This is a genomic window from Nocardiopsis yanglingensis (assembly GCF_045809185.1).
GTDB lineage: Bacteria > Pseudomonadota > Gammaproteobacteria > Xanthomonadales > Xanthomonadaceae > Stenotrophomonas > Stenotrophomonas yanglingensis.
In genome coordinates, this window is the sequence record NZ_JBJNRH010000001.1 from 275,135 (window position 1) to 288,179 (window position 13,045).

Annotated in this window: 13 protein-coding genes and 1 tRNA gene; 6 read left to right on the forward strand and 8 right to left on the reverse strand. The window is 65.8% G+C overall.

The genetic code is table 11. From position 1 onward, the window contains the following. Nucleotides 1–171: 171 nt before the first annotated feature. Nucleotides 172–729: a hypothetical protein gene (locus ACJ7C5_RS01305; protein ID WP_255253462.1), complete on the reverse strand. Its 558-nt coding sequence runs from the start codon at nucleotides 727–729 to the stop codon at nucleotides 172–174. A 413-nt stretch (nucleotides 730–1,142) separates the two neighbouring features. Next, a tRNA-Ser gene (locus ACJ7C5_RS01310) sits at nucleotides 1,143–1,232 on the reverse strand. 124 nt (nucleotides 1,233–1,356) lie between these two features. Here ACJ7C5_RS01310 and ACJ7C5_RS01315 point away from each other — a divergent pair. Next, the gene (locus ACJ7C5_RS01315; RefSeq protein ID WP_412702852.1) at nucleotides 1,357–2,430 is read left to right on the forward strand and encodes a DUF4241 domain-containing protein; all 1,074 of its coding nucleotides are present in this window, start codon (nucleotides 1,357–1,359) and stop codon (nucleotides 2,428–2,430) included. An 81-nt stretch (nucleotides 2,431–2,511) separates the two neighbouring features. On the opposite strand, the gene ACJ7C5_RS01320 is transcribed toward ACJ7C5_RS01315, so the two are convergent. Next, complete coding sequence (locus ACJ7C5_RS01320; protein WP_005410175.1) at nucleotides 2,512–3,504, reverse strand: LysR family transcriptional regulator; 993 nt, start codon at nucleotides 3,502–3,504, stop codon at nucleotides 2,512–2,514. Between the two features lie 122 nt (nucleotides 3,505–3,626). On the opposite strand from ACJ7C5_RS01320, the gene ACJ7C5_RS01325 reads away from it, so the two are divergent. Both ACJ7C5_RS01325 and ACJ7C5_RS01330 read left to right on the forward strand, forming a co-directional pair. Then, nucleotides 3,627–4,214 (forward strand): FMN-dependent NADH-azoreductase, encoded by a 588-nt coding sequence (locus ACJ7C5_RS01325; RefSeq protein WP_094000924.1) that lies wholly within the window; start codon nucleotides 3,627–3,629, stop codon nucleotides 4,212–4,214. Between the two features lie 237 nt (nucleotides 4,215–4,451). Then, nucleotides 4,452–4,802, forward strand: a complete 351-nt coding sequence (locus ACJ7C5_RS01330) for an SH3 domain-containing protein (RefSeq protein ID WP_412702853.1) — start codon at nucleotides 4,452–4,454, stop codon at nucleotides 4,800–4,802. Nucleotides 4,803–4,907: 105 nt separating this feature from the next. On the opposite strand, the gene serS is transcribed toward ACJ7C5_RS01330, so the two are convergent. Then, nucleotides 4,908–6,188 carry a serine--tRNA ligase gene (serS, locus tag ACJ7C5_RS01335; protein WP_094000926.1) on the reverse strand — a complete coding sequence of 427 codons (1,281 nt, stop codon included), beginning with the start codon at nucleotides 6,186–6,188 and terminating at the stop codon, nucleotides 4,908–4,910. A 113-nt stretch (nucleotides 6,189–6,301) separates the two neighbouring features. Here serS and ACJ7C5_RS01340 point away from each other — a divergent pair, with 113 nt between their 5' ends. Next, nucleotides 6,302–6,940 (forward strand): energy transducer TonB, encoded by a 639-nt coding sequence (locus tag ACJ7C5_RS01340; protein WP_412702854.1) that lies wholly within the window; start codon nucleotides 6,302–6,304, stop codon nucleotides 6,938–6,940. A 119-nt stretch (nucleotides 6,941–7,059) separates the two neighbouring features. After that, nucleotides 7,060–7,635 (forward strand): energy transducer TonB, encoded by a 576-nt coding sequence (locus ACJ7C5_RS01345; RefSeq protein WP_412702855.1) that lies wholly within the window; start codon nucleotides 7,060–7,062, stop codon nucleotides 7,633–7,635. 174 nt (nucleotides 7,636–7,809) lie between these two features. Here the strand turns inward: ACJ7C5_RS01345 and aroA are convergent, their stop codons facing one another. From aroA to ACJ7C5_RS01365, 4 genes are all read right to left on the reverse strand, one after another. Then, nucleotides 7,810–9,117: a 3-phosphoshikimate 1-carboxyvinyltransferase gene (gene aroA, locus ACJ7C5_RS01350; protein ID WP_412702856.1), complete on the reverse strand. Its 1,308-nt coding sequence runs from the start codon at nucleotides 9,115–9,117 to the stop codon at nucleotides 7,810–7,812. Between the two features lie 76 nt (nucleotides 9,118–9,193). Next, nucleotides 9,194–10,393, reverse strand: coding sequence for a prephenate dehydratase (gene pheA, locus ACJ7C5_RS01355; RefSeq protein ID WP_088026449.1), 1,200 nt, complete (start codon nucleotides 10,391–10,393; stop codon nucleotides 9,194–9,196). 51 nt (nucleotides 10,394–10,444) lie between these two features. Then, complete coding sequence (gene serC, locus ACJ7C5_RS01360; protein ID WP_197618028.1) at nucleotides 10,445–11,530, reverse strand: 3-phosphoserine/phosphohydroxythreonine transaminase; 1,086 nt, start codon at nucleotides 11,528–11,530, stop codon at nucleotides 10,445–10,447. A gap of 280 nt (nucleotides 11,531–11,810) precedes the next feature. Next, on the reverse strand, nucleotides 11,811–12,542 hold the full coding sequence (locus tag ACJ7C5_RS01365) for an FHA domain-containing protein (protein ID WP_412702857.1): 732 nt from the start codon (nucleotides 12,540–12,542) through the stop codon (nucleotides 11,811–11,813). 201 nt (nucleotides 12,543–12,743) lie between these two features. Between ACJ7C5_RS01365 and ACJ7C5_RS01370 the strand changes: the two genes are divergently transcribed. Beyond that, nucleotides 12,744–13,019, forward strand: a complete 276-nt coding sequence (locus tag ACJ7C5_RS01370; protein ID WP_005417302.1) for a polyhydroxyalkanoic acid system family protein — start codon at nucleotides 12,744–12,746, stop codon at nucleotides 13,017–13,019. Nucleotides 13,020–13,045 lie beyond the last annotated feature (26 nt).

Sequence of the window (13,045 nt, forward strand, 5' to 3'; positions counted from 1 at the left end):
CCGGCAGCGGCGTGTTCGAGTTCGAAGACTTGACAATGCAATAACCGGTGCTATGGAAGATCATTGCAGCATCGCTGTCGCCACCACCGCAGCGAGCGAGCTTCCGTCTACCTTGAATCAAACCTCATCGCACCTGCAGCACGGCTCCGCGGATCGCATAATGGAATTCCTTTAAGGAACATCCGACGTTTTGAAGCGGAGGTTCACGCCATAAGCGCGATCGAGCTTGGATAGGATTCCCATATATTTCTGGACGTCCTGTTCATCCCCGCGGATTCTGACCTCAGCCTCGTTGTCTCCGGCATATCCGGTCAATCCAACAAAACCCGGGATAGCTGACTGTGCTGCCAGCCGAATTTCCTTCAGACGCCTGGTGAACTCCTCCTCAGTGAAGGGGTGTCCAGGGGAGAACTCGACACGTGCTTTACCGGCCGCCGTCGCCCATTGCCGCTCTGCAACAGCACCATCTCCCTTGAGCTTCACTGAAACATGAAAATCAGGCGAGTGCTCAATGCTGATGTCCGTCAAGCGTCCGGCATACTCTCGACGAATGTCCTGGATGCTGGCCGCCACTGCCGCCTCCAGCTGAATCCGCCTGATTGCCTCATCAACCGATAGAGACTTCACTCTGGAAAGGAGGGAGCTGACTGCAACCGCAGTCTCCTCATCCAGCTGCTCCAGCTTCTCACTCTCGGAAACATCCTTCTGAGCAAGTGCAGTGGTGGGCACAATACTCCCGAAGAGCAGTCCGAGCACACTGACGTAAGTAGCGCCTGTTCTCACCTAGCTTCTTCCTATGATTGCTGTAGGAATCTTGCGCAGCCTGTTGCGGGCCGAGCATGAGTGTACGATGTGATCATGATCACTGTTGAGTAGAGTGTTCTATTTTCAACCGTCGGTGTGTTGCCAGGGAGCCGGTAGCCCGAGATAGGCTCGACGGAACCTACGCAGGATCGTGGCTCCGAATTTCACGCCCTGCGCTCTCTCACTGCCGCCTGTCAGCCAGCACGCCTTGCCGCATGCGGGCTCTGCGCGACTGCAGCCCTTCTGCCCCTGGAACCAAGTAGCTGAATTGATGAACTGACGGGCAGCAAGGCGAGAAAAACAAAAAGCCCCTGCTTCCAGGGGCTCTTTGAAACAACTGGCGGAGAGAGTGGGATTCGAACCCACGGAAGGTTTAACCCTTCGCCGGTTTTCAAGACCGGTGCCTTAAACCGCTCGGCCATCTCTCCAATCGGGTCCCGGTCGCCCGGGCAGCGGCGTATTCTCGCACGTGAAGGGCATTTGCCCAAGACCACCTTGCCCCTGCCCTCCGCATCCGGCACGGTGGGGGCCTTCACCGCACTCGGAGCCGCCATGGCCCATCTCGATCTGGCCAACCTGCGCACCACCCTGCTGGATGACACCCAGTTGGCCGCAGTGGCCCTGCACCGCACCTTCGCCGGGCACCTGCCGGTCAGCAGCGGGCAGCTGGTGGTCTGCGATCCGCTGGTCCAGGCCGAGGCGCCTGCGCTGGCCGACTACACCGCCCCGCTGGGCCGGCACCCGGTGGAGATCATCGTGCACAGCGGCCGCCCGGCGCTGGCCGTGGTCTGGTTCAAGCCGCGCAAGTCGCTCACCGCGTCCGCCCTGCACTGGCAGATGGCGCGCTGGACCACGCAGGACCTGACCGGCCTGGATGAGGACAGCTTCATCGGCTATCCGGTCGACGCCGGTATCGGTTGTTTCATGGACACCGACACTCAACAGGCACTGCTGGCCCTGATCGAACGGGCCGATGGCGACGAAGAGAGTGAATGGTCGGATGCACTGATCGACCACGATGGCCTGGACGAAGGTGCCGAGTACCGCCCCTGGGGTGAGGACTCGCCCCACGGCCTGGTGGTATTCACCAGCGGCTGGGGCGACGGTGTCTATCCCAGCTACTGGGCGCTGGACACGTCCGGCATTCCGGTCGCCCTGGTCACCGATTTCCTGTGCATCCAGGGCGGTGATGGGCGCGACGAGCGCGAGATCGCCGACCAGGCCTACCGCGACAATCTTCCACCCGAAGAAGCGGATGCCCTGGCGCGGCTGGTGGCTGCCGTGGAGCGAGACGACGTAGACGCATTGAGAGCCCTGCTGAAGGATGCGCCGCAGCGCGCCAACCAGATCGAACCGGGCTGTGGCGGCACCGCGCTGTTCGAGGCGATCCGCCTGGATCGTCCGCAGGCATTGCGGGTGCTGTTGCAGGACGGTGCGTTGCCGGCAATGCCCGAGCGCCTGCACATGAGCAAGGTCACCAGCTATCTGGACTACGCGCGCTTCCTGAAGAAGCCGCGAAGCGCGGAACTGATGGCGGTGCTGGAAGCGCCCGTCGTTGCAGCCGAACCACCACCGGCCGCGACGCGACGCCGGAGCTTCTGGGACCGGTTGTTCGGCCGGAACTGAGCGGGTCCGGAAAGCAGCAACGCCGGGCATGGCCCGGCGCTACCGTTTCACAGATCGGCGGTGCAGTCGCGGGTAAGTACCTCAGCCCGCGTCCACCGCCAACGCGCCCAGCGCGCTGGCCTTGATCCGCTCCTTGGCCTTTTCACAGGCGCCACCGCAATCCAGGCGCGAGGCCTCCAGCTGCGGCGGCAGGTGCTCGGCCAGGAAGTCGATGAACACGCGTACCGCCGGCAGCAGGCCGCGGCGCGAGGCGAACACGGCATGGCACACGCCCTGCGGCAGCGACCAGTCCGGCAGCACCACTTCCAGCTCGCCGTTGCGCACGGCGTCGGCGCACACGGTTTCCGGCAGCATGGTGATGCCGAAACCGTCCTTCACCATGCTCTGCAGCAGCGGGAAGTCGAAACCGGCCACGCGCGGCTGCAGGTCAACCCGGCGAACCTCACCTTCCGGGCCGTGCAGCTCCCAGCGCTGGCGGGCTTCGTCTTCGCTGATGCTTAGCGTCACGTGCTGGGTCAGCTCTTCCGGATCCTTGGGACGCCCGGCGCGGTCCAGGTACTTCGGGCTGGCCACCAGCAGTTCCTGCACCTGGCCGAAGCTGCGCATCACCAGACTGCCGTCGTCGTCCAGGCGCGAACGCACGCGCAGGGCCACGTCGTAGCCTTCATTGATGATGTCCACGCGGCGGTTGCTGATGTTCAGCTGCAGCCGCACCTTCGGGTACTGCTCGAGGAACTTGGGCAGCAGCTTGGGCAGCTGCATCTGCGCCAGCGACACCGGCACGCTGGCGCGCACCACGCCGCGCGGTTCGGCGCTGAGGCGGTCCACCACTTCGCGCGCCGCCTGGGCCTCGGCCAGCATCGTCTGCGCATGGCGGTGCACGCTGGTGCCGACGTCGGTGACCGCGAAACGGCGCGTGGAGCGCTGCAGCAGGCGCACGCCCAGGTCGGTTTCCAGCTGGCTGATGCGGCGGCTCAGGCGCGACTTGGGGATGCCCAAGGCGCGCTCGGCGGCGGCGAACCCGCCGTGGTCGACCACCATCGCGAAGTAGTACAGATCATTCAGGTCATGCATGCCCGAGTTCCATATCTAGAACAATACGTGGCATTCAACCACCTTTATTCCGTCTTTGCAACAACCTATCGTTCTCTCCGTCGGCGGCAAGCCCGCCACCTCTCCCGAACATAGGTACTGCCATGAAGCTTCTGCACATCGACGCCAGCGTGCTTGGCGACAACTCCGTCTCCCGCCACCTGACCGCCGCCGTGGTGGCCCAGTTCACGCAGCAGATCGACGGCCTGCAGGTTGATTATCGCGATCTTGACGCCAATCCGGTACCGCATCTGCGCAGCGGATCGCTTGCCAAGACCGACGCTGCCGAAACCGCCGATGCTGAACAGGTACTCGAGCAGTTCCTGGCGGCCGATATCGTGGTGATCGGCGCGCCGATGTACAACTTCAGCATTCCGTCCACGCTGAAGGCCTGGATCGACCGCGTAGCCGTGGCCGGGCGCACCTTCAAGTACACCGAGAACGGCCCGGTGGGCCTGGCCGGTGGCAAGCGGGTGATCATCGCCAGCAGCCGCGGCGGCATCTACACCGATTCGCCCGCGGACTTCCAGGAGCCGTTCCTGCGCCAGACGTTTGCCTTCTGGGGCATCAACGATGTCGAGTTCGTACGCGCCGAAGGCATCGCCTACTCGCCGCAGCACCGCGAAGACGCCATTGCCGGCGCACTCGCTGCACTGCCGTCGCACGAAGCGACCGAAGCCGCCGCTGCATAAGCGTTCCAGCGTTCGGCGCCCCTCTCTCCTCGTCTGGGCGCTGAACGCGGGCCGGGATCCCCTCCCCCATCCCGGCCCACCCTGGCGGCCCCGCTTTGCGGGGCCGTTTTTTTGTATCTGGCCTGAGCGGTGCGCCATCCACGCATGGCGTGGATCTACCGAAGCACATGCAGTAGATCCACGCCATGCGTGGATGCAGCGCAATGCATAACACTCATCAGAACGTTAGGCTGAGTCATGAACTACATCGTGACGACTGCGCACCGCAGCGAATTTCCGCACCCGATCACCCTGCGCCGAGGCCAGGCGCTGGTGGTGGGCGAACGTTATGAAGGCCCGGAGGGCTGGGACGACTGGTTCCTGTGCGAAGCCGAGGGGCAGCAGCCCGGATTCGTGCCGGCACCAGTGATCGGTCGCGACGCGCAGGGTGGCGCATTTGCCACTGAAGATTACTGCGCGCGGGAACTGGATGTGGATCCCGGACAAGTGCTGCGCGGGCAGCGCACGCTCAATGGTTGGGCGTGGTGCGTGCCGGAGACCGGCGAAACGGGATGGGTGCCGTTGGAGAAGCTGCGCGCTGTGGAGTGATCGCGATGGTTCATCCACGCATGGCGTGGATGTAGCCCGCATTGTAGATCCACGCCATGCGTGGATACGGTGCCATGCAAGCATGGCACCCACCCCATCAGGCTATCAGCCGATGGTTTCCAGGCCACCCATGTACGGGCGCAGGGCCTCCGGCACGGTGATGCTGCCGTCGGCATTCTGGTAGTTCTCCATCACCGCGATCATCGCGCGGCCAACGGCCACGCCCGAGCCGTTCAGCGTGTGCGCCAGCTCCGGCTTGCCGGTGGCCGGGTTGCGCCAGCGGGCCTGCATGCGGCGGGCCTGGAAATCACCACAGTTCGAGCACGAGGAGATCTCGCGGTAGGTCTCCTGCGACGGCAGCCAGACTTCCAGGTCGTAGGTCTTCACCGCCGAGAAGCCCATGTCACCGGTGCACAGCAGCACCTTGCGGTACGGCAGGCCCAGCTTCTCCAGCACCACTTCGGCGCAGCGGGTCATGCGCTGGTGCTCGGCATCGCTCTCTTCGGGGCGGCAGATCGAAACCAGCTCGACCTTCTCGAACTGGTGCTGGCGGATCATCCCGCGCACGTCGCGACCACCGCTGCCGGCTTCGGAACGGAAGCACAGCGAGTGGGCGGTCATGCGCAGCGGCAGGCGCTCGGCGTCGAGGATCTCGTCGCGGGCGATGTTGGTCAGCGAAATTTCCGAGGTCGAGATCAGATAACGCTTCTGCTCACCCAGCTGGGTGATGAACATGTCCTCTTCAAACTTGGGCAGCTGACCGGTGCCGTACAGACTGTCGGCATTGACGATCACCGGTACGTTGGTTTCCTGGTACTCATGCTCGCCGCTGTGCAGGTCCAGCATGAACTGGGCCAGGGCACGGTGCAGGCGCGCGATCGGGCCGCGCAGCACGGTGAAGCGCGAACCGGACAGCTTGGCCGCGGTTTCGCCGTCCAGCCACTTGTTGCGGGCCCCCAGCTCAACGTGGTCCAGCACCTTGAAGTCGAACTGGCGCGGGGTGCCCCAGCGCGACTGCTCGACGTTCTCGCTTTCATCGGCACCGGCCGGCACGTCATCGGCCGGCAGGTTCGGAATGCCCATCGAGATCGCTTCGATCTTCTCGCGCAGCTCATCCAGGGCCACTTCCGAGGCCTTCAGCTCGTCGGCGAAGGCAGCGACCTCGGCCATGATGGCCGAAACGTCTTCGCCCTTGGCCTTGGCCTGGCCGATAGCCTTGGAACGGCTGTTGCGCAGGCTCTGCAGCTCCTGGGTCCGCACCTGGATGCGCTTGCGATCGGCCTCCAGGGACTCCAGGGCAGACACGTCGAGCTCGAAGCCGCGGCTGGTGCGCAGGCGTTCGGCGAGGTCGGCGGGCTGGTGGCGGAGCAGGGCTGGATCAAGCATGGCAGGTGTCGTGGTGGGTATCAGGGATGGGATTATCGCTTGTTATACGGATTTCTGCCGCCCGGTTCATTCCCGGCGTGGCAGAATCGGGCTATTCCGTACTGGTCCGGTCCATGTCTGCACCCCGCTCGTCGTCCGCCAAGTCGTTCACTGTGCATATCCCGCGCAACGCCCTGAAGATCGCCGGCATCGCCTTCGGCGTGGGCGTGCTGCTGTTCGTGCTGGTCTGGCTGACCGGCCGTGACAAGGAGTTCTTCCGCGCCGACCCGGCCGCGCAGACCCCGCAGGAAACCGCCCAGGTCGAGCCCCTGCCGGAACCGTTGGCCGCTGCGGCCGGTTCCAGCGACATGCCTGATGCCAAGCCGGCACCGGTGGAGGAGGAAGCGCCGAAGCTGGTCGAAACCGCCCCGCCACCGCCCGCCCCGATCGCCGAGCCGGCCCCGGCCACCCCGGGCGCAGCGCCGACCACGACCGGCAACAGCCAGCCGATGCCGATTGCTGGCCAGTCGCCGCCGCCGTCATACCCCGCCGCCGCCCTGCGCGCCGGCGAGACCGGTACCGTGGTGGTACGCGTGGATGTGGATGCCACCGGCTACCCGAACAACACCACGCTGATCCAGCGCAGCGGCTCACGCGAGCTCGACCGTGCCGCCACCGACGCCGTACGCCGCTGGCGTTTCACCCCGGCGCAGAGCAACGGCCAGGCCGTGCCCGGCAGCATTGAAGTGCCGTTCGACTTCAAGACGCAGTAACTGAACACTTCCCGGCAGGCAAACTGAACCCTGCCGGTAGCGTTGACGCAACGCTGACACTTCCCGTCCGTGGCTCGGGCAACACTGCCCACGTCGTCCATTGACGGAAGGAGTTTGCGATGACTGCCACCACCCACGAAGACCTTCATTCGCCGCAGCTGCAGCAGCAGGATTCAAGCGTGCAGCACAAGCCCACGTCGCCCTGGATGTGGATCGCGCTGATCGTGGCGATGTTTGCGGCCGCCCTGCTGTGGCTGCGTCATTCCAACCAGGAAGATGTGGCGCCGGCACCGGTCGGTGAGCGCATGTTGCCAGCCCCTGAGCAGGCCGCGGTAACCGATGCAGCGGCGCCCGCAGCGCGCCAGGCTGCGCCGGCCTCCAGCCAGCACAAGGCTGCGCCTGTGGTGCGTAATCGCGAAGCGCGCCCGCTGGCCAACAACCGCATGCCCACCTACCCCGCCGCCGCACTGCGCAGTGGCGTACAGGGCAGCGTGATTGCCAGCCTGAATGTCGATACCCGCGGCAATGTCGCCAACGCTGCGATCGTTTCGCGCAGCGGCGAGCGCAGCCGCGACCTGGATCGTGCGGTGCTCAGCACCGTGCAGAACTGGAAGTTCCAGCCGGCGATGCACGAGGGCCGTGCCGTCGCCAGCGTGGTGCGGGTCCCGGTGGATTTCCGCACCGAGCAGCGTTGATCGCGGACGAGGGGTTCGTGATGTTTGGACGGAGGCTTCGGCCTCCGTCTTTTTATGCGAGGAAGCGTGCCAACCAAGGTTGGCACCTACCTGTCGATGTGAGCATGCCAACCAAGGTTGTCACCTACCGGGCAGCGCGATCCGCCGGGCATCGCCCGGCGGTTGCGATGCCGATCAGGCCAGATTGAACCCGGCGCTGCGCGCCAGGCCATCGAAGTCCGGGAAGGAGGTAGCGACGTTGGCGATATCGTTGATGCGCACTTCGCCGTCACTGATCTGGCCGGCAATGGCGAACGCCATGGCGATGCGATGGTCACCGTGGCTTTCGATGGTGCCGCTGCCCAGGCGCACACCGCCGTGCAGGGTGGCGCCATCTTCGGTCTCGTCCACCTGCATGCCCAGCGCGCGCAGGCCGGTGGCCATCGCCGCAAGGCGATCGGATTCCTTCACCCGCAGCTCGGCTGCACCGCTCACCACGGTCTGGCCTTCGGCGGCCGCAGCGGCCACGAACAACGCTGGGAACTCGTCGATCATGTCCGGCACCAGTGCTTCCGGAATGATTGCCCCTTTCAACGGGGCATAGCGCACCACCAGATCGGCCACCGGCTCACCGCCCTGCTCGGCCGGATTCTCTTCGGTGATGTCCGCCCCCATCAGGCGCAGCGCGTGCAGCAGGCCGGTGCGGCGCGGGTTCAGGCCGACCTGCTTCAGGCGCAGCTCGGAACCCGGAATGATGCTGGCGGCAACCAGATAGAACGCGGCCGAGGAGAAGTCGGCCGGCACCACGATGTCGGTGGCACGCAGGCGCTGGCCACCACGCAGGCGCGCCTTGCCCGGCGAGAATTCGATGTCCACGCCGAACGCCGACAACATGCGTTCTGTGTAGTCTCGGGTCGGGTGCGGTTCCAGCACGCTGGTTTCGCCCTGCGCGTAAAGACCGGCCAGCAATACGGCCGACTTGATCTGCGCGCTGGCCACCGGCGAGGCGAAGTCGATGCCGTGCAGCGATTGCCCGCCATGCACGTGCAGCGGCGGCGTGCCGTCATCCTGGGTGTCGATCTTCGCGCCCATCTGCGACAACGGGCCCGTGACACGGCGCATCGGGCGGCCGGACAGTGACTCATCGCCGATCAGCGTGCAGTCGAACGCCTGGCCTGCCAGCAGGCCGGCCAGCAGGCGCATGCCGGTGCCGGCGTTGCCGCAGTCCAGCGGCGCATCCGGAGCCTGCAGGCCGTCGATACCGACGCCATGCACGATGCGCTGCGACGGGCTGGGCGTTTCGATGCGCACACCCAGCTGGCTGAAGATACGCGCGGTCGCGCGGGTGTCTTCGCCTTCCAGGAAGCCTTCGATATGCGAGGTGCCATCGGCCAGCGCGGCGAACATCACCGAGCGGTGCGAGACCGACTTGTCGCCGGGAATGGTCAGGCTGCCCTGCAGCGGCTGGCCCTTGCGGGCGATCCAGTGTTGCGCGTTGCTCATCGTTCGATCATTCCGTAAACGCCGGCAGTGCCGGCGATGCATCAGGGGTCGGCGACCGAGGCCGCCGCAGCAGCTCTCAGGGCACGGCCACCGGATAGGAACCCAGCACCTTGATCTGCGCCGAGTGCGCTTCCAGTTCGGCCAGCGCAGCCTGCATCGGCGCATCGTCGATGTGGCCGGCCAGGTCGATGAAGAAGCCGTATTCCCATTTGCCATGGTGCGAGGGCCGCGACTCGATGCGGTTCATGCTGATGCCGTGGCGGGCGAACGGGCTGAGCACGTCGAACAGCGCACCGGGCTTGTCATGGATGAACACCAGCACCGAGGTGCGGTCGTGGCCGGAGGTCGGGAAGATGTTGCGGCCCACCACCAGGAAGCGGGTGGTGTTGTCGGCATCGTTCTGGATCGGCTTGGTGACCACCTTCTTCAGGCCGTACACGTGGCCGGCGCTCTCGCCACCAATGGCCGCCGCGTCGTCGGCATTGCGCGCACGGCGCGCACCTTCGGCGTTGCTGGAGACCGGAATCTTCTCGGCCTTCGGCAGGTTGGCGCGCAGCCAGGCCGAGGTCTGCATGAACGATTGCGGGTGCGCGTAGATGCGCTCGATGTCCTCGATGCGGCCGCTGCGCGACATCAGGTACTGCTGCACGCGCAGTTCCACTTCGCCGCAGATCTTCAGGTTGGAGGTCAGGAACATGTCCAGGGTGATCTGGATGGTGCCCTGCCCGGAATTCTCCACCGGCACCACGCCGAAATCGGCGTTGCCTGCTTCCACTTCCTGGAACACTTCTTCGATGCTGGCCATCGGCAGGCCCAGCGCCGAGCGGCCGAAGTGCTTGAGCACGGCCTGCTGGCTGAAGGTGCCTTCCGGGCCGAGGTAGCCGATCTTCAGCGGCTCCTGCTGGGCCAGGCAGGCCGACATGATCTCGCGGTAGACGTGCACCAGCAGCTCATCGCTGAGCGGGCCTTCGTTGCGGTCCACCACCATGCGCAGCACCTGCGCTTCGCGCTCGGGACGGTAGTAGTCGACGGCGGCGGCGAGCTTGCCCTTGGCCTTGCCGACCTGGTGCGCGAAGCGTGCGCGCTCGGCGATCAGGTTCTGGATGTCGCGGTCGATCTGGTCGATCTTCGAGCGCACATCGGCCAGCGCCAGGGGCGCCAGAGTGGGCGCCGGATTCGAGGCGGCCTTGGTCTTGCCCTTCGCCTTGGTGGGCGCGCTGTCCTTGGCCGGTTCGGCCTTCTTTGGCGCCTTCTTGCTGGATTTGCTGCTTGCCATCGGAGTTCCTTGTTACGGGGCCCGCACCCGACGGTGCGCGCCGTTCATTGCTCAGCCGTGACGCTGCTGGAAATCGGCCATGAAGGCGACCAGCGCCTCGGCCCCGGCCAGCGGCATGGCGTTGTACAGCGAGGCGCGGATGCCCCCGACCACCTTGTGCCCCTTCAACGCCAGCAGGCCAGCGGCCTTGGCTTCGGCGACGAAGCGGGCATCAAGCTCGGCATCGGGCAGGAAGAACGGGATGTTCATCCGCGAACGGGCGGCGTGTGCGACCTCGTTGCGGTAGAAGCCGCCGGAGCCGTCGATGGCGCCGTACACCAGCGCTGCCTTGGCGGCATTGCGCTTGGCGAACTCGGCCACGCCGCCCTCGGCCAGCATCCACTTGAACACCAGGCCGGCCAGATACCAGTTCCAGGTCGGCGGGGTGTTGAGCATCGAATCGCGGGCGACGTGCGAGCGGTAATCGAAAATGTCCGCACGCGGTTGTCCGCTGCGTTCAAGCAGGTCGCGGCGGATGATCATCACCGCGATGCCGACCGGGCCGAGGTTCTTCTGCGCGCCGGCGTAGATCACGCCATAACGGCGCACGTCCAGCGGCTCACTGGCGATGGACGAGCTGAAATCAGCGATCAGCGGGACGTTGCCGGTATCGGGCACATCACGGAATTCGACACCGTGGATGGTCTCGTTGGCGGTGATGTGCACGTAGGCGGCATCGGGCGAGAGCTGCCAGTCGGCACGCGCCGGCAACTCGCGGTAGCCGTTGGCCTCGCTGCTGGCGGCAATGTTCACGTCGACGTAGACACCGGCCTGCTTGACCGCCGTCTTGCCCCAGTGGCCACTGACCACGTAATCGGCGCGCTGGCCCGGGGCGGCGAAGTTGAGCGGGATCAGCGCCTGCTGGGTGGTGGCACCACCGGACAGGAACAGCACCGCATAGTCTTCGGGAATATCGAGCAGGCGACGCAGGTCGGCCTCGGCCTCGGCGGCAACGGACATGAACTCCGCGCCGCGATGGCTCATTTCCACGATCGAGGCACCGGTACCGTGCCAGTCCAGCATTTCCGCCTGCGCCTGGCGCAGGACCGATTCCGGCAAGGTCGCAGGGCCGGCACTGAAGTTGAACGCGCGCGTCATGTCACACCTGTGGGGCAAGACCCCTAGTATGCCGCAGTGCACCAGCCTTGCGGCCTTGTGGCGCAAGGGAAATTTGGTTTCATTGGAATCCATTGGCCGCGCGCACAGCACCGGTAGGTGCCAACCTTGGTTGGCGTACGCCGCAAGGCGTCATGCGCGGGTGGAGCCTGCCAACCAAGGTTGGCACCTACCAAAGCCGTGTGCCGTCAGGCGTCATGCCCACCGAAGGAACGTGCCGACCAAGGTCGGCACCTACCAAGGCAGACCCAGCGGATTCAAATCAGCGCGCGCCGAACCAGAGCAGCAGGCTGAGCAGTGCGGCCAGCAGCAGCGCACTGACCAGCAGCCACGGCCAGCGCCGGACCTTGCGCGGCACGGCCGGCAGCACCAGCGCCTGCTCGGCGTCCTGGCTGGACTCGTCTTCCGCCGGCAGCGGGCGTCGGCGCGGGTCATGCGGCACTTCCAGCACGAACCGGTGCTGGCCATCGAACACCACCTGGTCGCCCGCCTGCAGCCAGCAGTGGCGCACGGCCACACCGTTGACCCGGGTGCCGTCGGCACTGCCCAGGTCGCGCAGCAGCACGCGCTCGCCATGCACTTCCACGCGGGCGTGCTGTTCGGCGAAGGCCGGTTCATTGATCTCGATGTCGGCGTCGCCGCCGCGACCGACCAAGCGGGTTCGCGACAGGGTGAAGCTGCGGCCATGGTGCAGTCCGCCGACGCCGCGCAGCAGACGCTGCTGCTCATCGGAGCCATCGTCGTTCTTCGGCGCAGGCGCCTGCAGCAGGCTCTCGACCTCCCCCTGCAGGACCATCTCCACGCCATCCACGTACACCGCATCGCCTGCACGCAGCAGCGCCATGCGCCGCACCGGGCGACCGTTCACGTGGATGCCGCGGATGCCGTTGCCGACCTGCAGCCAGAGACCGCGATCGTCCATGCAGAACTGGGCCAGCAGCAGGGCACCGTTGCCGGCATCGCCCAGCCGCACGCTGCCGTTTGCCTGGCGCACGATGCGTTGCACCCCGGGCCTCAGCGGCTGGTCGGGCTGTTGTTGTTGACTGAAGTGAACAAGCAGGTTCTGCACGCGGCGCAGCCTAGCAGGTTGGTCGCCAACGAAGAAGAACCCACGATGAGTGCTTGGCGCGAAGGCCCTCGATGCGCACAATGCTCGCCCTCTATTGATCATCCCCGCCCTGCGCCAGGAGCCCGTATGTCCACCATCGATGTCCGCCACGCCCACGCCCTGCCCGACGCACAGGCGCGCGCCGCGATCGAACAGGTTGCCGCCAAGTTGTCCGAGCGCTTCGGCCTGAAGTCGTCCTGGACTGCCGACGTACTGAATTTCTCCGGCAGCGGCGTGGACGGTGCGATCGAACTGCAGCCGGGCGCCGTGCGCGTGACGGCCAAGCTGGGCTTCCTGCTGTCGGCGATGAAGGGCATGGTCGAAGGCGAGATCCAGCGCGTTCTGAAGGAAAAGCTGGGCTGAACCCCGGCGGCGGCCGTCACGGCCGT